This is a genomic window from Bacillus sp. P4_E1, from assembly GCF_056401715.1.
The window spans coordinates 221,186-240,449 of the sequence record NZ_JBFUIV010000008.1 but is presented as its reverse complement, the minus strand read 5'-3'; the positions used below and the strand labels follow the sequence as shown (position 1 = coordinate 240,449).

The window sequence follows — 19,264 nt, the reverse complement described above, 5'->3', positions numbered from 1 at the left end:
GATATTTCCTAACCCACTCTATTAATTGCGTTCTACTTTTAAGTCCATATTTCTTCGCTATAGCTGATTGACTACCCTCACCGTTTAAAAAACTTTCTACAGCTTGTATCTTTAATTCATTTGAATAAGTTTGAAATGTAGACCCTTTTTTAGCCATAATAAAATCCCCTCCAAGTAGAAGTGTAACATCCATGTTTGTTCATGGTCTTTTTACACTGTCTACCTTAAGGGGATAATATCATATAAGAGTGTCTTTTCTGATAGCTTTTTTAGCAGAAGCAGCTAGCTCCAACTATGATTAATAAAATAAATAATACAACTAATAAAGCAAAGCCGCCACCACAACTACTACAACTACCACCAAATCCCATAATAGTTCCTCCTTTAGATAGGAGGGGAAAACACGGGGTCACTCATGTATTTTAACGGATTCATTTTACCTTATGTTTTTATAGAATAATTGAGCAGGTCCTTTTGAAAATAAAGAAAAGACACTCTTATGAGTGCCTCTCCTTAGCAGCCGAATCCGCTGCAGCTAGCTCCAACTATTATTAATAAGATAAAGAGCACAACTAGTAAGGCGAATCCGCCACCAAAGCCACAGCCTCCGCCACAACTACCACCAAATCCCATATCAATCTCTCCTTTTAGTAAGAGAAAAAAATCGGGGTCACACATGTGTTTTAACGGGTTTACATTAATCTATGCTTTTTAATGATGAATGAGCAGGTCCTTTAAGCAATAAAGAAAAGACACCCTAAGGTGCCATCCTCCGACTTGAACCATCTTAATTTTAATAATATGTATTGGACTCCCATCCGAATATTATTTTACAAGGTTAAGTAATGTTGGTCATTGAGAAATATGGTTCAAATCCATATTTTAAAAAGTTATATATAAGAGAACAAGCTATTAATTAGGGGTAAAACCACATGCCCATCAACTTAATAATTTTATAATGCCCCAAAAACAAAAAGTTTGTACATTTTTACCTGGAGATGTCAATTTTCTCGTTTTGGGGGTATTTGTATTTCTTAGCTTGATGGGCATGGGGTAGCACCAACAAAACACAAATTTCGTACGCTACGACAGCGTAACGATTTTATGCTACCAGTAAAAAACTGATTAGTGAGAGCTCATAATCTGCGGGGGAGGGACACCCCCGCGAATTTAAGTTTCACTTTATAAAAAAGTAAGGATCGACCGGTACCGCTCGTTATTTGACGATTACTTTTCCATCCATTCCTTTCAAGTAGTGGAACCGACATATTAGTTCATATGTACCGGGAGTTTCAGGTTTTACGGTAATTGTTATTTCTTTTCCTGACGGGACTTCGGCGTCAATTCCGAGCTTTTTCACCGTAAAGGTGTGATCTCTATTTCCTTTGTTTTTCAATAGTAACGTCGTCGTTTTCCCAAGCGGAACAGTGATGATACTCGGATTAAAGTAATCATCATTCAATTCAACCTCAATAGGCTGTCTCACAACGTCGGATTCGGCAAATACACGGAGCGAACCTAAAGTAGTCATAACTACAATCATCGCAAGTGAAATGATTAATCCAGTTAATAGCTTTTTCACAGACATTCGTAATCCCTCCTTTCCTAAGCACTAGTGTTTTCAAATTACTAAAATATTATCAATATAAATGGGGTTTAGGCGTGGCTTAAATAGTAATTCTTTCGGCAACTCCTACTAACCAAGTACTAACTGGAATAGGATTTGGGTAAATAAAAAAAGCCTCCACTACTGTGGAAGCTTCTCCAAATGATGTGCAATATCAATATACATATCGGAATAAACCGAATGGATTTCATTACTAGGCGCAGCGTTAGAAGAGAAGTGGACGATTACCATACTTGCTTTCGGATCAATGTAAAGAGTTTGTCCGTAACTGCCTAACACTTCGAAAGCACCTTGTTCATTGTGCGGAATCCACCATTGATTATGATAAGAAATGGAAGCACCATGACCAATTGCGAGCTCACCTACTTGTACATTTTTCACACTTTCTGTAATAGAAGAAGGGACGATTTGTTTTCCGCTATATTGACCATTATTTAATAGTAATTGTCCGAACCTCGCCATATCTCTAGCAGTTGCATTTAAGCCAGCGCTTGCTTGTTCTACTTTTGTTTCATCTGTAACGTAATAAGCGTCTTCTTCCATACCAATGTGAGACCAAATTCGCTCGCTTACATTTTCAGCTAACGATTTCCCTGTAATCGTTCGGATAATCCAAGCGAGTGTTTCTGTTGATCCGTTATTGTAAGAAAAAGCTGAACCAGGTGGTGCAGTTTCTTCTGCTTCTAGTAACATATCATAAATTTTCATAGGCCCCTCGTAATTTTTACCTCGGGGTAAAATATTACTAGCTAAATATAGTTGTGCATCTTGATTTTCTAGTCCTAGCTGCATATATCCGTGAGTAGGGTATTCAGCGGAAACTTGCATGTCCAGTAATTGCTGAAGTGTTGCTTTACCAAACGGTGTATTTTTTAATTCTTTTATGTAAGTGTCAGCTGTTTTCTCTACATCAATAAGATTTTCTTCAGCGAGAGATTGTATGATTGCACCAGTAAACACCTTTGCTAATGATGCCATTCCATGAGGTTCACTCTCGTTATATCCATTGAAATATCGTTCATAAACAAGTTGACCATTATGTACAACGACAAAAGCATCTGTTTTGTTTTCGTCTAAAAGTTTTTTTAGAGGAGTCTTATTTCCAAATCTACGCTCCACAGCAAAATCGTCTAAGTTTTGTAACGCGGTAGGGAAGGGAGCAACTTGGTCAGGGATGTTTTTTACTTCATTTATTAAAGTGAATTCTTTCATATGTGTATACGACCAGCGTAAGTAAGGATCGTCCAACCAGTTTTCTTTTGTGACATTTGCTTTAGTGGGGGTCGTTTTATTATTTTTAAAAAAAGTAAACCCAAGCCCTGTAACTACGAATAGTAATACTAGTAACAGTAATAGCAGGGGAGATTTCTTTACATTCATATAGGTACCTCCTTTAGTTTCTATTATAAGTATACGCTCGTCTTAAAATAAATACAAAATAAGGAAAGTAAACGGGTAAGTTTACTTTCCTTATGAACGTTAAGCAGATATTTGTCCGTCTGTACTTTGTTTCTTGAATTTTTGTTTTCGTCCGTGTAATCCATAATATAGAAGTAAAGTGAACGCAACGATAATAGCTGCGATAAAATACATATTATGATAACTTGATTTGGCAGCGACTATACCTAAAATGAAAGAACCGAAGCCAATGCCACTATCAAAGAACGAGTAGTAAGTAGCTGTCGCAGAACCACGTCGATGGTTTGGAGCGGCAGAAATTGCAATCGTTTGGAAACTTGGAATTAATGTTCCGTATCCTAAACCGATTAACATACCTGCGCCAAGGAACCAAAATGAAGTTTGCGCTTGGCTTAAAATGAACATCCCAATTGTGAAAATAATAATAGCGGGATAGATAAGTACATTTTCACCGAAACGATCAAATATTTTCCCTGTAAATGGACGAGAAATGACCACAACAAGTGCGTATAAAATAAAGAAGTAACTTGCAATTTCGCTTAAACCGAGTTCTTTCGCATAAATAGGAATAAAGGATAAAATGCCACTATAAGAAAAGGCTAAAACAAATCCTGTTAGAGCGATTGGAATAGAAGATGGTTCAATTAAGTCTTTCCATTTCATTTTTTCTCGTTTTTGTTTGTTTACTGGTGCTTCATGCGGAATATTGACTAGTAATCCTAATAAAAATGCGAGTAATGAAAATACTGAACAAACGATAAATAGTACAGTAAATGAAAAATGAGAAATAATTGTTAAACCTAAAAAAGGACCAATTACCATCGGTAGACTCATAAATACGCCGTAATAAGCAAGTGCTTCGCCGCGTCTATGAGCTGGTGCTACATCAGTTACAATTGTTCCAGTTGCTGTTGTTGCCATTCCGAATCCAATACCATGTAAGAAGCGAAGGGCAAGTAATAAAAATAAACTTTGCGTACCGAAATACATAACAGTAGCGGCTAAAAATAGTGAAAGTGAAATAAATAATATTTTCTTTCTTCCTAAATCATCGAGCCATTTTCCTGTGAATGGTCTACATAAAACAGATGAAATAAGAAAAACAGTTGCAACTAAACCAATTTCCTCAGGTTTTCCTTTTAGGCTGTCTATAACATAGACAGGCAGAGTAGTCATAAGCATGTAAAATGTTAAAAAGAGAAACAGACTACTAAAACAAGTTCCGAGGAAATCCTTCGTCCAAAGTTTTTCACTTTGCATCGTCATCCCTCCATATTAATGATCTAAATTTTTGATAATTTGTTGTAACAATTGAAAAGCTTCATGTAAGTCTTCTTCTTTAATACCTTCTAGCGTCTTTTCTTCAAAGGAATCAACTTCTTCTTGCCATACTGGAATCATTTTTAGTGCAGTATCAGATAATGAAATCAACTTTTCACGGCGATCTTTTCCTTCAGTACGAATAATCCAGCCCATCGTTTCCATACGTGTTAACGTACGAGTCATCGTTGGTGATTCAACATTTAAATATTGACATAATTCTGTTTGGGTACAAGATCCAGTTTGATTAATGCGGAAAATAACAGCCCATTGCGCACTAAATAATCCTGTTGGAGATACACGTTCATTAAATTTCTTCGTAAACTTACGAGAAGTTTGACTGACAATGTGGAAAAAATGTTGTTTTTCGTCCATGTATTTTGATCCTTTCAAATTAGTTACCTAGCTAACTATATACCTTTTTATTTTACTTGTCTAGTAATAGACATGTTGTTTTATGTGGAAATTTCGTATAGATTTTGTATTGAGAACGTACATTCTACATGGTATTCTTTAATTAAGTAAAGAATTTTCTTTCTATTAAATAGAATGGGGGAACTTGTGATGATTAAGCCTGCAACAATGGAGTTTGTTTCACTATCGAACGGAGAAACGATTGCGTATCAGGAAGTTGGAAGGCAAAATACAGAAATTCTTGTACTCATTCACGGGAACATGACATCGTCACAACACTGGGATTTAGTTATTGAAAAGTTGCAAGATCAATACCATATTTACGCTCTTGATTTAAGAGGATTTGGCCAATCAACATATAATCAATCGATAGATTCATTACAAGACTTTGCAAGAGATGTAAAACTATTTATCGATCAATTAAAACTAGAAAAATTTTCATTAATGGGCTGGTCAATGGGCGGTGGTGTTGCGATGCAATTTACAGCGAATCATCCAACATTTGTCGAAAAGTTGATTTTAGTAGAATCAGTGGGAATGAAGGGATATCCAATTTTTAAAAAAGATATTAACGGGCAACCGATCGTATCAAGTTTAGTAAAGACGAAAGAAGAAATCGCGCAAGATCCCGTACAAATTGCTCCAGTGCTAGATGCGATAAAAAATATGAATAAATTATATTACCGTACAGTATGGAATCTATTAATATATACACATAATCAACCTGAACCGGATCGTTATGAAAAGTATTTAGATGATATGTTAACGCAACGTAATTTCGTAGATGTGAATTATGCGCTCATTACATTTAATATTTCGGATGAACATAATGGGGTTGTAGAGGGAAATAAGCAAATTCATCATATTAAAGCTCCAACACTCGTCATACAAGGTGACAGAGATTACGTCGTACCGCAAGTAGTCGGTGAGGAATTAGCAAAACATTTGCCAAATGCAGAGTTGAAGATATTAGAAGATTGCGGACACTCACCGTTTATAGATTGTTTAGATGTATTTATAAAACATGTAGAGGATTGGTTAGACAATAAATAATTCCCGAAATATAAAACTTGCATATACTATAGCATTTGTATGTATAAGGGGAGAGAGTCAATGCATAATCCATTTTTAATATATCATTCTCCATATAATGATCATCAATATATAAAAATGATTATAAATCCGATGTATATGCAAGTTTCACCAGCTGTAGTTCCTTTGCAAGTGCAGCAATCAATGGTCCATACACATCCGATTTTATTTGGGCCTTCATTTTATGAAAATCCATATTTTAAGCATTTTCATTACAATGTGAAAGCGCAAGTATGGGAAGGATAAGAAGCTAAAAGGTTCATTCTTTTAGCTTCTTTTTTATTATGAATATTCGTACACGCATTTGAAGAAACAGTTTATAATGAAAAGTGGAAAGCGTGAGAAGGAGAGGGAAAGGGATGTCGATGCGTTTTACTTTTTGGATTATGGTTGGAATTGTAGCAATCTCAGGTTTGTCACAAGGGATGCTTTTACCTGCCATTGCAATGATTTTTGAACAAGAAGGGGTTAGTTCAAGTATTAACGGTATTCATGCGACGGCATTATATATCGGGATATTAGTTATTTCACCGTTTCTTGAAAAACCGATGCAAAAGTTTGGAATGAAGCCAATTATCGTTATTGGTGGGTTTCTCGTTATTATTTCATTATTCTTTTTTACACAAACTTTTTCATTTTGGGTATGGTTCGTTCTTAGATTTCTAGTTGGAGTCGGAGATCATATGCTTCATGTCGGAACACAAACATGGATTACGACAACATCAGACCCGAGTAAAATAGGTAGACAAGTATCGATATACGGTGTATTCTTCGGAATTGGTTTCGCAGTTGGCCCGTATTTAGCAAGCACTGTTCAGTACGGTCTTGCAACACCATTTATCGTATCTACTATACTTTGCTTAATAGGATGGCTTTTACTACTACCAACGAAAAATGCATTTCCAGCACAAGATGAGGCAAAAACTGAAAGTAAATCATCCTTTTCTCGTTATAAACAAGTCGTTGGATTAGCTTGGATTGCGCTAATTGGTCCGCTCGCATACGGCGTACTTGAAGCGATGTTAAATAGTAACTTACCAGTATACGCACTTCGCAAAGGATGGTCTGTATCGGAAGTTTCCTTCTTATTACCAGCATTCGCAGTTGGGGGCATTATTACACAAATCCCGCTCGGTATATTAAGTGATAAATACGGGAGAGACCGTATTTTAACGTGGACGTTCAGTGTAAGTACGGGCATTTTCCTACTTGCAGCAGTATTTGATCAATATTACTGGATCGTCTTTGCATGTATGCTTATAGCAGGTATGGTCATTGGCTCGTGCTTCTCACTAGGGCTTGGATTTATGACAGATTTATTACCGAGACACTTACTACCAGCAGGTAATATATTATCCGGAATCGCCTTTAGTTTAGGAAGTATTATGGGACCTGTATTAGGGGGCGTATTTATAGAAAAAATACAGTATACAAGCTTTTTTATTGCGGTTATGATTATAATGGGAATTCTCGCAATGGTATATATGGTCTACATGAAGAATCAATTCGCATCAAGAAAAATAGAAAGTAGGTTAGGGCATGACAAAACAACCTAATAAAAAGAAATTTGAAGTACTCGAAAACGAAACAATTACAGACTGCTTAGCACGTATGGAACAAGAAGGCTATGCACCGTCTCGTCGCATGGAAGAACCAATCTTTCATGAAGTGAAGAAAGACGGGAAAACAGAAGTTGAACCGTGTGGTAGAAAAATTGTTTTTGAGGGGAAATTGAAGTAATCTCATAACAAATAGCCATCCAATTCATTTGAGTTGGATGGCTTGTTTTTTTACTGAACAATGAAAGGCTTAGCTAGAGATCTTTGTTAGTGAAGGTAGTATAGAGAGAAACTAACTACATGAAAATGTAAATTTAAGGATGCTTAATGTATTGAATTTTAGGATTGGGACATCAGTTATAGAGCTGGACACCTATACATTTGAAGGAAAGAACAATTATACAAAAGTAGGATGTTTAAAAATATATTAATTTGTATGATAAAAACAAAACATATTTTAAAAAAATTAGAAAGGAGGGAGAAATATATAATGATACAAAGCATATATGAAACTCATTTAMATGTCAGAAATTTAGAAAAGGCAATAGATTTCTATCAAAATAAGTTAGGTTTAGCATTAGCAAAAAGACTATCGAAAAGACGAGTTGCGTTCTTTTGGGTAGGAGAAAGTAAAGAGCAAATGCTCGGATTATGGGAAGTACATATAAATGAAGAATTTGAGACGAAACACTTCGCTTTTCGTGTAGATTTAGAGTTTTTAAATGCTTCAAAATTATGGTTAGAGAAGCGTGGAATAGAGGTAGTAGGGAGTCAAGGGAAAGGAAATCGAGAACCAATTGTCCAAAGGTGGATGCCAGCTGCAAGCGTATATTTTCTAGATTGTGATGGAAATAAATTAGAGTTTATTTCTATGTTATATGATGACCCAGATGAATTAGAATATGCAACGTATTTAAGTGAATGGGATGCGGAGCACCAAGAGAAATAAAGTTTAATCAGTGGGAGTTTAATAGATTTATATTATGCAAAATAGATAGGAACAAAATAAAATCCCTCAAGAATAAGGGTCTTCTTGAAGGATTTTTTTATGCTTTATATATTTTATATTGCTTGTAACGTATTAATGATGTTCACTTTTAGATATTTCAGCGCGTTGAATATAACCATCAGAGAAGCTGAAATAAAGAGAATAGCTTCCTCGATTATATATAAAGCCTTCACTAGTCATATCCTCTCCAATTCCATCTGGCTCACCAAACCACTCTTTTAATTCATTGATAGTGATATCCATTTTTACCCATATATATCTAGCGTCCGAAGGGTACATATCAATATTATAATCTCCATATACTGCTGTAGTAGGTGCATCACATTCTGTACAAGGTGCTTGCTTCAAAACATCAGGTACTCCAAATTCTTTTTTTACTTCAGATATATCTTTACGCAATGTATTTAATGTAAATGGACCAAACGTCCCATTCTGTAAAGCGGTTGTTAACATTTGTTTCAATTCTTCTTTTGAATTGATGTTGAAATTATAATCTCTGTTTTTTGCTATTGCATTATATAAAAATTGTGCATACTGCTCACGCTTTACAATTGTATTTCCAATAAAATTACCTGACTCGTCACCTTGTGCTATACGGTTACTACGCACTGCATTTACAGATTCATAGGCCCAATGACCTTTTGGTACATCTTTAAATTTCTCTTGTCCTTTTGATTCTAAATGAAATGCTTTTTGTAGTATTACTGCCATTTCATATCGAGTTAATACATCATCTGGACGAAATGTACCTGATCCATCACCTGTCATAATTCCAGCTTGTGCAATGGCTGTGATATCCTTTTCAAACATATGATTTGTAATATCATTAAACATACGCCCCTGTTCATCGTCTGCTATTAAACCTAAATGTCGATTGACTAAAGAAGCTACCTGTCCTCTAGTAACATTATCCCCAAAACCAAATTTTCCATTTCCATATCCCTTATAAATCCCTGCTGCTGCTAAGTAATCAATAGCAGTTTTTGACCAGTGGTCCTTTGGTACATCTGTAAATACAGTGTTCGCATTGCCAGCTACTTTATAGTTATTCGTAGTTGTTTGTGCGTTTGCTGTGCCTACCATCATTGTAGTTGCTAGTGCTGTGGTGATTACGAATCCCAAAATTTTTTTAGCTTTGCTTGTTTTCTTGCCCATTTGAGAAAGCCTCCCCATTTTAATTTAACTTTATTAAATATACGTATTACACATATACATTCTAATACAGCTAAATGTACACATCGTAATTATAACATTTAAATGATGATCATTTGTCAGTAATTCACTTAATGTGGATAAAATTCCAATAATCTATATAAAACTATAATTTTTAGATAATAAATATTCATTGCTATTTAATTGAAGAAAAATGCGAAACCTTTTTATAAAATATGGAAATGTTAAAATCCCTTTGATAGAATAGCAATATGCAAAAATAATTATTTATAAATTCTCAATGTAATGAATATTCATGTTTAAATATACGAATTTAACTACATAGTTGTTGTAATAAAGGGGGAGAAAGATGTTAGAGGAATTGTACACTGTTTTTTTAAATGCATCGGGTTTTACAGAAAGCGCGAGGAAACGAGATCAGTATGATAAATTACATGATTATTTAAAAAATCAAGAAAGAGAGTTAAAACGATTCATTCAAGATGCTGAAACAGCGAAGAGAGATTATGAGAGTAAAAGTAATGGCTTAGAAGCTAATAAAATTCCGGCAGTTGAATTTGAACAAAAACGTCATGAAAAGGATGAGGAATTAAATACATTATTATCCTATTTTAAAAGTGCATTAAGCGATGTTGGATCTGCGATAGGTACAGCTTATGCAAAGTATTTGGAATATAAAGCGAAAGCAGAAGCGGAGAAAGCGTCAGCATACAATGCAGCGACCAAGGCTTTTGAAGAAAAGAAAAAAGAAATTGAAAATCTTATCCATTAAACATATAAAGAATGGGGGAACCCACATGAGTGGTAAAGAGGTTGAAATTATAGGAAGTAACACTGCAAGTGCCATTTCTTATGCGCAAAATATTGAAAATGGTATGAAGGATTCTTTAAACGAAGCGAAAAACTTAAAAGCATACGTTACATGTGCGAACTGGAATGGAAAAACGAGAGATGCCTTTTTAAGTTATCTAGATTTAATCATTCAATATAACTCAGAAATGGTAGAGGCATTTGAAGGACATACGAAAGCTTTGAAAGAGTTAGATAAAAGTATTCAAACGTACGGAGATAGACCGGAAGTAAGGGCGATAAAACAGTTGTGATGGAGAAATGAGGGATAAAAGAATGGGAAAAGAAATGAATTTTGCACCTGCTGAATTATATGTTCTCGCAGGTGCAGCTGGGGTTACGGATATATTTGGATTGCCAAACCGTGACGTAATTATTTTACTTGATGAAGAATGTGTCACGAAAGCAACTACGAGTTTAAAAGAAAAAGGCTTACTTACAAGTGAAAATGGAATTACCCCTGCAGCTTTTCAATTGATTGAGCTATTAAAGGAATATGAAAATTGTCATGAATACACGAGAATTAATAATGTATTAATTGGTTTTTTGAAACATGATAAAGACCGAGTGGCTGTATTAACAGAAGTAGAGCTAAATAAAAAATACGAGATCGACTACATACCAAAGCCAGACGTATATTTTTCCTTATTAACACGCATTCCCTTCTTATTGAGAGAACCGAGGGAGATAGAAGATACATTTTTCTCAAAGAGAATGACAGAAACAGAACAACAAATATTTGAGGAAAAAGATTTATCAAATAAAGACGTTATAGCGATGGAAACGTATACGAGGCCTCGGAGTAATAGAGGAGGAAAATGGGAATGTTTCTTATATTTCACTGAAGGAGAAGATTTCGTTCAAATAGATGTAGAACGTAATCGATATGACTGGGTGAGCCTCTATGCGGTGAATAAGAAATTGTATGACGTGTTAAAAATGCCATATAAAAAGTTAATTGACCCGAGACAATTCTCGTTAGGAGGTATTCAATAATGCAAGTATCAATGGGAGATAGTGGTTCTGGTGGTGGAGAAGAAGTATTAGTTAATTTTCAAGAACTACTTGATATAGTAATGAAATTAGAAAATATATATAAAATCCATGTAGACGTCATTGGAACGAATATTGAGAGTTTATTAAGCTGTGATTTTTATCAAAAAGGTGAAGCGATGAGAGTAATCGAAAAATATCCTGATATATTACACAAAACACTAGAATTGGCTGAACACTATTCTAGGTCAGCGACAGTTGTAGGAAATGTATGTGTAGAAATGCTTGAAAAGGACGAACAATTACGTGAAATATTAAGTAAGTTGTAGAAATCACCATACGGCTGGGGGATGAAAACGAGATGGATGTGAAATATAGACCTGAACCATGGCAAAACATGGGAGATGGTATGAATCGAATTACAAAAGATGCACTCATGAAATTACGGGACGCAAATGAATCATTAAAAAGAATTGATGGAAGAATACGAGATTTAGACTCGGATGGTAGTATACATTTTAATCCAAAAGATCAATCGCAAAAAATCGGGGAATTACTTGATAGTTATACGACATTGCAAAAATATTGCGGAGAAGTAGGGCGAGTAGTCTCTGAACATATAGATAAACCTTTTTTAGTAGAAATGGATAAATTTGCTCAAAAAATGAGAGATACATCTATTCTCAGTTTTGAAACAAATAACCGAATTGGCTCTACAACAACGACAGTATTACCAGGTGCGCATGCAGGCTACGGAAGTGTACCACAAACAATACAGAAGAGGAAAGATAAAATAACAGTAGAAGATATTTTTAGAGATTCACCTGCATTTGATAACGTACTTAGGGCGGAATACAAAGAACTAAAAAAACAAAATCCAGATGCAAAACTAAATTATGAAGAATACAAGAAAGTAGTCCCATCCACACGAGGATTTGAATACAAATCGATAGAAGATGAACAGAAAAAACTAGAAATGATACGAGACATAGGAATAGGCGTAGGAATCATCATCACAACAATCCTTTGTCCACCACTCGGGGCCGCTGCCGCAGTAGTATACGGCGCTGTACAAATAAAAAGTGGTATTGACGGAGAAGACTGGGGAACACACAGGAAATTGAGTCAAGAAGAGCGGGTAGGAAACGTTATTTTTGGTGGATTAGATGCAATCCCAGTTGTTGGAGCTGTAGGAAAAGGAGTAAAAGCATTCAAAGGCACGAGTGAATTAGCTGATTTAGCGAAATTATTAAAATTCAAAGAAGGAATGCCTGGTTTTAATCCAAATTTGGGTAAAAATGTGGTACAATCGCTTAAGGAAAATAAGACTTTAAAGAATGCACTAGATGCTGTGAAAAATACTCCTATTCCAGTAGCAGTTAGGATGGTGGATACTGGAATAGGAGTGAAGATTCCTTATGTAGAATCGTCAACTGTTGGAGAAGTAGCTGGAAAGTTTTCAAAGGCAAGTACGGCAGCTAAGGATGACGCTTATCAACTTGCTAAGGGTACGGATAAAGTTGGTTATGGCAGTAACATTTCAGACAATATCTCAAAAGAAATTAAAGAGTTAGATAAAGAAATAAATAGATTGAAAATAGAGGGAAATGACAAAGAAGTCAAAAGATTAACGCGAGAAAAAAATAAATTGGCCAACAAGTTGGATACAAAAGATGTTATTAGTGATCATTATGACTTGAAGGTTGCAAAGGAGTATGAAAGAAAAATCGATAATTCTAAATATTTTTCTCATGATAAAGGTGATTTTGGGGAAGAAGTGACAAAAATCGTAGCTAGAGACAGTGATTTAGGTAAAGATGTTTCCGATCTGTTCCAAGTGGGGAGAAATGGTATAGATGCAGCATTCCTATCGAAAGGGCCGCCGCCAAAGTTAACTATTATTGAATCAAAGGCATCAGATTCCGCTAGTTTTAGTTACTCGGATAAACAGAAAAAGGGTGGAGATACTTATTTTCAAGACATGGTTAACAGCGATGATCCTAGGTATGCTAATTTTAGAGATAACTTAGAGAATCTGATGGAGGAGAGTCCGGATCTACAATTCGATTTTATTAGAGTTGAAACAGATATAAAGATTACTGATACTGGATTCGGTGTTGATGAGTTAAAGGTAAAGGACTGGAATAAGAAAATAGATTAATTCATAGGGAGGATGCAATGATGAACCCCAAAAAGTTAGAAATGGCTTTTAAAAGATATAGCAAAAATTTTGTGGATGGAATCAAATTTGAAGATGTTAAAGATAAATATAATGTCAGTAGAAGTAAGGTTGAGAAAATTGTTGAGCAAAATGAAACAGAGAAAGATCACATCCTACTAATAAATTTAAGCAAAATTTTCTCATATCACTTGTCACTATGGAAAAACGATGTATTGATAAGCGGTGGAAACAATGTAGAAGGATTAAAGAACATGCAGAAAGTCTTATTTTACCAGTGCATGGGACAAGATCTTTATAAAATCAGATATCCAAAGATGATTTTGGGGTATACGTTTAGAGAAGTCGTCCTCACATTAGTTCATTTTGCAATGTATGGATGGGAGAAAGAAGAAAATATATTATATGATTTTATGGTTCATCACTTCGGTGGACATTTAATAGATGCTAATGAAGAGAATAGACATATTTGGTTTTTGCTAGAGCTATACTCGCAGTATAGAAATAAAACCATCATGGGGACAAATGAAAAATTGCATCTAGTCGTGAAAAATAAGTTTAAAGAAGCTGAACTGCGATGCGATTTAATCCCTGAAGACCTAAATATATATGATGAAGTGTTAGGACGTTGGTCGACTCGTGACTTAGAAGAAATAGAATATCTAATTTCGATAATGTCTCAGTATCATTCTGCGTTAGCTTCTGAAATCGGACAGCTAGGTGAATTTGGTGATTTCAGATACGGATTTTATCCTTTTGAAATATTATTTTTAATCCATGTAAGGAAACAACTAGGGTTGCCAGTACCTACTCAAATCGATAATTTTCTGATGAATACTCCAGAAGCTAGAATGGTATTTGGGGAACATGAGTCATATCCTGAATGGGATCCCGTACTTCAGATGATTGATCAATTTTATCGTGAAAACTATCCGGAATATATTCTTAACAAGCATGGAGAATTATTTCAATAAAAGGGAGGAAGCTAAGATGCCTGATCAAGGGATAGCGCAGATTATATTTCCTGATAGCAAGGATTTGGAAACATTTTTGAAGGAACAGGGAGGTTATGACTTACATGAAGATCTATTAAAATATGGATTGACAACGAAACAGTTTTTATACGTTGACTATAAAGGTGAGCAATACCAAGAAATTGTCAATTTTATTCTTGATTACGAATTTGCCCACCAAATTGAATTAGCAACACAAGAAGAACTTGAGAGATTAGAAGCATTTAATTATGAATTTTTACCCGATAAGATCAAGATGGCCAACAAAATACTGTCACCAAAGGGATATGGTCTGTTTTTATATCCAAATTCGGGCGACTTTTACGCATTATTCATTGGGAAAATAGAGAGTATAACAAAAATCCTGCAAGAAGAGGTGTTGCTTGATGATAGAATTCCTTTTCAAGAAAGGTGTATCAAATATTATAGATAGACCTAAGGATTGTATGCCTTCACCCTTGAATCCGATCAAGATTTTCTTATAAGTTAATATCAAGATTGCATAACCATCTAGAATGTGCTATTTTTGGCCACGTACAATTTTAATAACACCATGTGTTACTACAAATGTATTTAAACTTTTCACCTCCTGAATTCGAAATAATAAAAATGTTTTGGATTTGGGAGGGTTGATAATAGAGATAGAAAAATAAATTGAGAAATGTGCCTATTTTGTTGGTTACTTGGACGCTGACAAAGGTACATGCTTAGTAAAGGAATTCAATGGCAACGTTAGGAGAACGTAGTGGCTATTGAATTTTTTATTTTTACAACTGTATTAGAAAGAAAAGAGTGAGAATTAGGTGAGATGATATTTTATTGAAAAGACATGGAAAGGACACAATAATAATGAATTCGTAAGTATTAATGTATTACTTGTTACCATATAAAAAGGTGTCATAATACTGTTACTACAAAATTTACAAATTTAATGCTACTTAAAACAGATGAATTTAAAGCACTTGATTGTCTACGAAAGGCAACGAGTGCCTTTTTAATAGATAGACATGCTATAGATTTTTAGGAATTATTTTTTATGAATTCAGACTAACAAAAATTACTAGTATTATATAATTGAAAGTACATTAGCAAAAGGTGTGGACTCCGTAACCCCATTCGCTAAAGGTGTAGAAATCATGCCAGATGGAAGTGTCGTTAGATCTGGAACGAACTATAGCGGGAAATTCCAAGAAGCCCATGATGCCTCAAAGGCGAGTATTCAGAGTAGGATCTCGAATTTGGAGAGTGGTGGGGTTAAGGGTACGGGTGAAGGTACTCAAACTAAAAAAATTAAACCGACTAATGAAAGAACTGCAGAATATGAAGAAGCTATGACAAAAGCAGCTAGAGATTTACCTCCTTATAGTAGAAAACCTAATAAACCAAGAGATTTTGAAGAAAAAGTAGTAGATGATTCTACAGGAATTACTACTTATACATTTACATCTAAGAAAAATGGGGAAACTTATAAAGTTAAATATGATAAAGATGGTTACCCAATTTTTAATTCAAAATATGAAACATCTTTATCAGAGTCATATCATATAGAGCCTGACTCAGTGCAGTTTAAATATCTCTCACAAAAATTATATGACGATATAATGAAAGATCCAAACTTAGCAAAACAATTCAGCCCAACAGATATTGAGCTATTCAAATTAGGTAAGAAGCCAAAATCAGTCACATGGCATCATCATCAAGAGACTGGTAAAATGCAACTTGTTGATTACTATGAACATCAGGTTGCGGGTCATACAGGTGGTAGAGCAATTTGGGGTGGTGGAGATGACGGTAGAACAGGTAAACTGAAGAAAATTATTTTGGAGATGATAAAATGAGCCGAGTAACTTGGCTATTTACGGATGGAGCGATAGATGAGCAAGTAATTATTGCTGTGGAGAATTCATTTGGTGTCAGATTTCCAGATGATTACCGTGAATGCATTAAAAAAAATAACGGTGGTTATCCTGAGCCTAATATTTATGATATTAATGATGATGAGGGTGGAGCAGTCTTTGATTGTCTATTAAGTTTTACAAGCAAAGATGCAAATATAGAAGTTGTTTATGAATTAACTTCACTTCCGGAAGGTATTATTCCATTTGCAAGAGACCCATTTGGGGGACTGATTTGTTTTAATTACTGTGATACTAAAGATTCTCCGTCAGTAGTTTTCTATGATCAGGAATCAGTGAATGAGGATAAAATCAAATTAATATGCGACTCTTTTTCTGAATTGATTGAGAGATTATACTCTGATTGAGAAAAACAAAATGAACAGGAAAGAAGGTTAATTGTATGAAGAATTTAGATTTTGAATATACTTTTACTCCTATTGGCATTGAAGATATCGAAGATTTCGAAAATAAGTATGGTATATTGTTCCCTGATGATTATAAACAATTTTTGCTGTCTAAAAATGGAGGGAAAACTGAGCAACGAAGATTTAAAACTAATGATACAACTAAGAAAGGCGTAATAACATCGTCTGTTTCAATGTTTTTTCCTCTATCAATAGAAAATGAAATAAATCTAGAAGAGAAATTAAGAAGTTATAATTTGGTGCAAGTGGTACCAAGTAATTTGCTTCCAATTGGAATTGACCCAGCGGGGAGTTTGATTTGTTTATCAATTGATGGGAAAGATAGAGGTAGTGTATATCATTGTGATATGGATTACTTTGAAGAAGATAACGAGTTAAGAGAGGAATACATCCGACTAATTTCTAAAAGTTTCTCTGAATTTGTGGATAATTTATATATTCCTGAAAACTAATGATAGGATTTTATTGATTCGAATTAGTTAATAGTTGGTTAATCTCTTTAATTTAAACGGGGCTTTCTTTATGGTCTAACGACTCAGAGAAAGCCTCTTCTTTTTCCCCGAATTATTTAAAAGTACAACATAGGGGACGTGTGAAGTTCCTAAAGTTAATCCGAAAATTAAAGTGAATTTTAAGACTGGTTATGATAAGCATTTAATTGAAGTAGATGGTTTTAAAGCAAAACCGACTATAGGTATAAAAGGTGGACACAACCTTGAAAACTTTGAATAGTACATTTTAGACAACTTCGGTGATCCGATAAAGAATATTAATCAAGGTGTAACGAAAACGCCATATCCGGATATTCTAGGTATTTATGAAGTTAAATACAAGCTCCCTGTTTATGACGGAATGAGCACGGCTAACGGTGGAAAAAGGAATATCAGAATGTTCCAATTCCTGTTAAGGTTAGGCTTAGTCAAACGGCTGATTTATTCGGATTGAGGTCCCTCCAAGTTGATACTGAAAAGCTTGGAAATCTAATCAGCAAGTTCGAAAGGAAAGTCGATGAAGTTCCTAAGGGTACGGGTAATCCTGTTCATAGATCTGAAATTGACGAAGTAATTAAAAATAATTACGATAAAGACGGAAATTTGATTAATAGATCAATTGTGCCTAAGGGATATGATAGTGTTGAAGATTTCTTAAAACAAGTAGATGATACTACTATCAAAGAATTTGGGTATGATAGTGTTGAAGAGTTTAAAGAAGTCGTGGGACTAACAGAAACATATTTGAATACTAAAACGAAAAATAATATATTAAATAAGCCTTTAGCAGGAGGAACACATGTGAAAAAAGGAGTAGATTTTGATATTTTAGGATTCCCAATATTTAAAGGGGACGATGTTAAATTTACAATGAGACTAGATAAGAATTTACATATTAGTCCAGATGAGCCACAGTTTAAGGAATGTACAAGGAAATTAAAAGAAGCGATTGATTCAGGCAAGATTCCAAAAGAATTGTTTTCTCCAGATCAATTAGCTCAAATAAATGCTGGTAAGGCAAGAATAAAAGGATTAACTTGGCATCACCATCAAGTCCCTGGCAAGATGCAATTAGTTATTTCAAAAGTACATAAAGTAAATCACTTAGGTGGAAATAAATTATGGGGAGATGGAATTAGATGAGAAAAGTAGAGTGGCAATTTGCTGATGCAACTGTAAGTGAAGATTTTGTAGGGGAAATTGGTAATGAAATAGGTGTTAAATTTCCAAACGATTATATAAAATGTGTAGCTGTGAATAATGGTGCTAATGTGGAACCAGAAATATTTAATGTGAATAATCATGAGAGAGTTTTTGGGACTTTATTATCTTTTGATGAAAATAGTGACGAATATATAGTTGAAGTATATAATGACTTTAGTGATACATTACCTAAAGAATTAATTCCATTTGCATTTGACCCAGCAGGAAATTTAATTTGCTTTGATTATAAAAATCATGAAGAAAATCCAATTGTTGTTTTTTGGGAACATGAAGATGCATGGGAAAAGGAAGCGCTGATGGAAAGTGAAGGGATTACGGCAGAAGAAGCAGAGAAAATCGCAAGAGAAAATGTATTTTACATTGCAGATACATTTACTGATTTTTTAAGTAAATTACACGATTAAAAAATATAATGATGAATGAAAAATAAATTTTATGTGAAGTGGATAGAAAAAATAATAGGGTGTTTGAAAATAGATACTCCATGATGGTTGTACCATCATAGAGTATTATGTGCAATGATAGAATAGAAAACAAAGTACGAGCTTAGGCGAGATAACATTTTACCGGGCGATAAAT

General features: G+C 34.5%; 26 protein-coding genes and 1 pseudogene. 19 read left to right on the top strand and 8 right to left on the bottom strand.

Going from position 1 to position 19,264, the window contains the following annotated elements:
• The 7 genes from AC1DS7_RS14080 to AC1DS7_RS14050 form a co-directional block, all read right to left on the bottom strand.
• A partial coding sequence (locus AC1DS7_RS14080) for a transposase (protein ID WP_476999060.1) occupies positions 1-193 on the bottom strand: 193 nt, incomplete at its 3' end.
• A 76-nt stretch (positions 194-269) separates the two neighbouring features.
• Positions 270-371, bottom strand: coding sequence for a YjcZ family sporulation protein (locus tag AC1DS7_RS14075; RefSeq protein WP_000505688.1), 102 nt, complete (start codon positions 369-371; stop codon positions 270-272).
• A gap of 142 nt (positions 372-513) precedes the next feature.
• A complete protein-coding gene (locus AC1DS7_RS14070; RefSeq protein ID WP_002035483.1) occupies positions 514-633 on the bottom strand; it encodes a YjcZ family sporulation protein in 120 nt (39 codons plus the stop codon).
• A gap of 583 nt (positions 634-1,216) precedes the next feature.
• Entirely contained in the window at positions 1,217-1,588 is a 372-nt protein-coding gene (locus AC1DS7_RS14065) for a cupredoxin domain-containing protein (protein WP_016101023.1), read from the bottom strand.
• Positions 1,589-1,747: 159 nt separating this feature from the next.
• On the bottom strand, positions 1,748-3,007 hold the full coding sequence (locus AC1DS7_RS14060; protein ID WP_002033055.1) for a serine hydrolase domain-containing protein: 1,260 nt from the start codon (positions 3,005-3,007) through the stop codon (positions 1,748-1,750).
• Positions 3,008-3,106: 99 nt separating this feature from the next.
• Positions 3,107-4,306: an MFS transporter gene (locus AC1DS7_RS14055; RefSeq protein ID WP_002128166.1), complete on the bottom strand. Its 1,200-nt coding sequence runs from the start codon at positions 4,304-4,306 to the stop codon at positions 3,107-3,109.
• A 15-nt stretch (positions 4,307-4,321) separates the two neighbouring features.
• The gene (locus AC1DS7_RS14050) at positions 4,322-4,741 is read right to left on the bottom strand and encodes a MarR family winged helix-turn-helix transcriptional regulator (protein ID WP_002033056.1); all 420 of its coding nucleotides are present in this window, start codon (positions 4,739-4,741) and stop codon (positions 4,322-4,324) included.
• A gap of 174 nt (positions 4,742-4,915) precedes the next feature.
• On the opposite strand from AC1DS7_RS14050, the gene phaZ reads away from it, so the two are divergent.
• From phaZ to AC1DS7_RS14025, 5 genes are all read left to right on the top strand, one after another.
• The gene (phaZ, locus tag AC1DS7_RS14045) at positions 4,916-5,833 is read left to right on the top strand and encodes an intracellular short-chain-length polyhydroxyalkanoate depolymerase (RefSeq protein WP_002013809.1); all 918 of its coding nucleotides are present in this window, start codon (positions 4,916-4,918) and stop codon (positions 5,831-5,833) included.
• Positions 5,834-5,893: 60 nt separating this feature from the next.
• The gene (locus AC1DS7_RS14040) at positions 5,894-6,118 is read left to right on the top strand and encodes a hypothetical protein (RefSeq protein ID WP_002013808.1); all 225 of its coding nucleotides are present in this window, start codon (positions 5,894-5,896) and stop codon (positions 6,116-6,118) included.
• Between the two features lie 113 nt (positions 6,119-6,231).
• Positions 6,232-7,428: an MFS transporter gene (locus AC1DS7_RS14035; RefSeq protein ID WP_044443403.1), complete on the top strand. Its 1,197-nt coding sequence runs from the start codon at positions 6,232-6,234 to the stop codon at positions 7,426-7,428.
• A complete protein-coding gene (locus AC1DS7_RS14030) occupies positions 7,412-7,612 on the top strand; it encodes an NETI motif-containing protein (RefSeq protein WP_000166302.1) in 201 nt (66 codons plus the stop codon). Before AC1DS7_RS14035 ends, AC1DS7_RS14030 begins: the two co-directional genes overlap by 17 nt.
• 309 nt (positions 7,613-7,921) lie before the next feature.
• Entirely contained in the window at positions 7,922-8,380 is a 459-nt protein-coding gene (locus AC1DS7_RS14025) for a VOC family protein (RefSeq protein ID WP_476999059.1), read from the top strand.
• Positions 8,381-8,512: 132 nt separating this feature from the next.
• Here the strand turns inward: AC1DS7_RS14025 and AC1DS7_RS14020 are convergent, their stop codons facing one another.
• Positions 8,513-9,595, bottom strand: a complete 1,083-nt coding sequence (locus tag AC1DS7_RS14020) for an S-layer homology domain-containing protein (RefSeq protein ID WP_016101026.1) — start codon at positions 9,593-9,595, stop codon at positions 8,513-8,515.
• Positions 9,596-9,962: 367 nt separating this feature from the next.
• Here AC1DS7_RS14020 and AC1DS7_RS14015 point away from each other — a divergent pair, with 367 nt between their 5' ends.
• From AC1DS7_RS14015 to AC1DS7_RS13950, 14 genes and pseudogenes are all read left to right on the top strand, one after another.
• Entirely contained in the window at positions 9,963-10,385 is a 423-nt protein-coding gene (locus tag AC1DS7_RS14015; RefSeq protein WP_016101027.1) for a hypothetical protein, read from the top strand.
• Positions 10,386-10,410: 25 nt separating this feature from the next.
• The gene (locus tag AC1DS7_RS14010; RefSeq protein WP_016091772.1) at positions 10,411-10,716 is read left to right on the top strand and encodes a WXG100 family type VII secretion target; all 306 of its coding nucleotides are present in this window, start codon (positions 10,411-10,413) and stop codon (positions 10,714-10,716) included.
• 22 nt (positions 10,717-10,738) lie between these two features.
• Positions 10,739-11,458: a DUF5081 family protein gene (locus tag AC1DS7_RS14005; RefSeq protein WP_016101028.1), complete on the top strand. Its 720-nt coding sequence runs from the start codon at positions 10,739-10,741 to the stop codon at positions 11,456-11,458.
• Positions 11,458-11,784 carry a hypothetical protein gene (locus tag AC1DS7_RS14000; protein ID WP_001198201.1) on the top strand — a complete coding sequence of 109 codons (327 nt, stop codon included), beginning with the start codon at positions 11,458-11,460 and terminating at the stop codon, positions 11,782-11,784. The genes AC1DS7_RS14005 and AC1DS7_RS14000 overlap by 1 nt, the downstream gene beginning before the upstream one ends.
• 32 nt (positions 11,785-11,816) lie before the next feature.
• Positions 11,817-13,616, top strand: a complete 1,800-nt coding sequence (locus AC1DS7_RS13995; protein ID WP_016101029.1) for a hypothetical protein — start codon at positions 11,817-11,819, stop codon at positions 13,614-13,616.
• A gap of 17 nt (positions 13,617-13,633) precedes the next feature.
• Complete coding sequence (locus AC1DS7_RS13990) at positions 13,634-14,608, top strand: hypothetical protein (RefSeq protein ID WP_033715028.1); 975 nt, start codon at positions 13,634-13,636, stop codon at positions 14,606-14,608.
• 16 nt (positions 14,609-14,624) lie between these two features.
• Positions 14,625-15,080: a hypothetical protein gene (locus AC1DS7_RS13985; protein WP_016101031.1), complete on the top strand. Its 456-nt coding sequence runs from the start codon at positions 14,625-14,627 to the stop codon at positions 15,078-15,080.
• 703 nt (positions 15,081-15,783) lie between these two features.
• Positions 15,784-15,858: pseudogene (locus AC1DS7_RS13980) on the top strand (hypothetical protein); the annotation flags it as partial.
• A 120-nt stretch (positions 15,859-15,978) separates the two neighbouring features.
• Positions 15,979-16,485, top strand: coding sequence for an HNH endonuclease (locus AC1DS7_RS13975; RefSeq protein ID WP_033715055.1), 507 nt, complete (start codon positions 15,979-15,981; stop codon positions 16,483-16,485).
• Positions 16,482-16,910 (top strand): SMI1/KNR4 family protein, encoded by a 429-nt coding sequence (locus AC1DS7_RS13970; RefSeq protein WP_000092333.1) that lies wholly within the window; start codon positions 16,482-16,484, stop codon positions 16,908-16,910. Before AC1DS7_RS13975 ends, AC1DS7_RS13970 begins: the two co-directional genes overlap by 4 nt.
• 35 nt (positions 16,911-16,945) lie before the next feature.
• Positions 16,946-17,422, top strand: a complete 477-nt coding sequence (locus tag AC1DS7_RS13965) for an SMI1/KNR4 family protein (protein WP_016101033.1) — start codon at positions 16,946-16,948, stop codon at positions 17,420-17,422.
• A gap of 172 nt (positions 17,423-17,594) precedes the next feature.
• Entirely contained in the window at positions 17,595-17,702 is a 108-nt protein-coding gene (locus AC1DS7_RS13960; RefSeq protein ID WP_229193760.1) for a CdiA family toxin C-terminal domain-containing protein, read from the top strand.
• 251 nt (positions 17,703-17,953) lie between these two features.
• Positions 17,954-18,604, top strand: coding sequence for an HNH endonuclease (locus AC1DS7_RS13955; protein WP_476999062.1), 651 nt, complete (start codon positions 17,954-17,956; stop codon positions 18,602-18,604).
• Positions 18,601-19,089: an SMI1/KNR4 family protein gene (locus AC1DS7_RS13950; protein ID WP_001233226.1), complete on the top strand. Its 489-nt coding sequence runs from the start codon at positions 18,601-18,603 to the stop codon at positions 19,087-19,089. Before AC1DS7_RS13955 ends, AC1DS7_RS13950 begins: the two co-directional genes overlap by 4 nt.
• Positions 19,090-19,264: the final 175 nt, after the last annotated feature.

Excerpts from the sequence above, each read along its gene's own strand:
- AC1DS7_RS14075 (WP_000505688.1), bottom strand. The coding sequence starts at position 371 with ATGGGATTTGGTGGTAGTTGTAGTAGTTGTGGTGGCGGCTTTGCTTTA.
- AC1DS7_RS14070 (WP_002035483.1), bottom strand. The coding sequence starts at position 633 with ATGGGATTTGGTGGTAGTTGTGGCGGAGGCTGTGGCTTTGGTGGCGGA.
- AC1DS7_RS14065 (WP_016101023.1), bottom strand. The coding sequence starts at position 1,588 with ATGTCTGTGAAAAAGCTATTAACTGGATTAATCATTTCACTTGCGATG.
- AC1DS7_RS14060 (WP_002033055.1), bottom strand. The coding sequence starts at position 3,007 with ATGAATGTAAAGAAATCTCCCCTGCTATTACTGTTACTAGTATTACTA.
- AC1DS7_RS14055 (WP_002128166.1), bottom strand. The coding sequence starts at position 4,306 with ATGCAAAGTGAAAAACTTTGGACGAAGGATTTCCTCGGAACTTGTTTT.
- AC1DS7_RS14050 (WP_002033056.1), bottom strand. The coding sequence starts at position 4,741 with ATGGACGAAAAACAACATTTTTTCCACATTGTCAGTCAAACTTCTCGT.
- phaZ (WP_002013809.1), top strand. The coding sequence starts at position 4,916 with ATGGGGGAACTTGTGATGATTAAGCCTGCAACAATGGAGTTTGTTTCA.
- AC1DS7_RS14040 (WP_002013808.1), top strand. The coding sequence starts at position 5,894 with ATGCATAATCCATTTTTAATATATCATTCTCCATATAATGATCATCAA.
- AC1DS7_RS14035 (WP_044443403.1), top strand. The coding sequence starts at position 6,232 with ATGTCGATGCGTTTTACTTTTTGGATTATGGTTGGAATTGTAGCAATC.
- AC1DS7_RS14030 (WP_000166302.1), top strand. The coding sequence starts at position 7,412 with ATGACAAAACAACCTAATAAAAAGAAATTTGAAGTACTCGAAAACGAA.
- AC1DS7_RS14020 (WP_016101026.1), bottom strand. The coding sequence starts at position 9,595 with ATGGGCAAGAAAACAAGCAAAGCTAAAAAAATTTTGGGATTCGTAATC.
- AC1DS7_RS14015 (WP_016101027.1), top strand. The coding sequence starts at position 9,963 with ATGTTAGAGGAATTGTACACTGTTTTTTTAAATGCATCGGGTTTTACA.
- AC1DS7_RS14010 (WP_016091772.1), top strand. The coding sequence starts at position 10,411 with ATGAGTGGTAAAGAGGTTGAAATTATAGGAAGTAACACTGCAAGTGCC.
- AC1DS7_RS14005 (WP_016101028.1), top strand. The coding sequence starts at position 10,739 with ATGGGAAAAGAAATGAATTTTGCACCTGCTGAATTATATGTTCTCGCA.
- AC1DS7_RS14000 (WP_001198201.1), top strand. The coding sequence starts at position 11,458 with ATGCAAGTATCAATGGGAGATAGTGGTTCTGGTGGTGGAGAAGAAGTA.
- AC1DS7_RS13995 (WP_016101029.1), top strand. The coding sequence starts at position 11,817 with ATGGATGTGAAATATAGACCTGAACCATGGCAAAACATGGGAGATGGT.
- AC1DS7_RS13990 (WP_033715028.1), top strand. The coding sequence starts at position 13,634 with ATGATGAACCCCAAAAAGTTAGAAATGGCTTTTAAAAGATATAGCAAA.
- AC1DS7_RS13985 (WP_016101031.1), top strand. The coding sequence starts at position 14,625 with ATGCCTGATCAAGGGATAGCGCAGATTATATTTCCTGATAGCAAGGAT.
- AC1DS7_RS13975 (WP_033715055.1), top strand. The coding sequence starts at position 15,979 with ATGACAAAAGCAGCTAGAGATTTACCTCCTTATAGTAGAAAACCTAAT.
- AC1DS7_RS13970 (WP_000092333.1), top strand. The coding sequence starts at position 16,482 with ATGAGCCGAGTAACTTGGCTATTTACGGATGGAGCGATAGATGAGCAA.
- AC1DS7_RS13965 (WP_016101033.1), top strand. The coding sequence starts at position 16,946 with ATGAAGAATTTAGATTTTGAATATACTTTTACTCCTATTGGCATTGAA.
- AC1DS7_RS13950 (WP_001233226.1), top strand. The coding sequence starts at position 18,601 with ATGAGAAAAGTAGAGTGGCAATTTGCTGATGCAACTGTAAGTGAAGAT.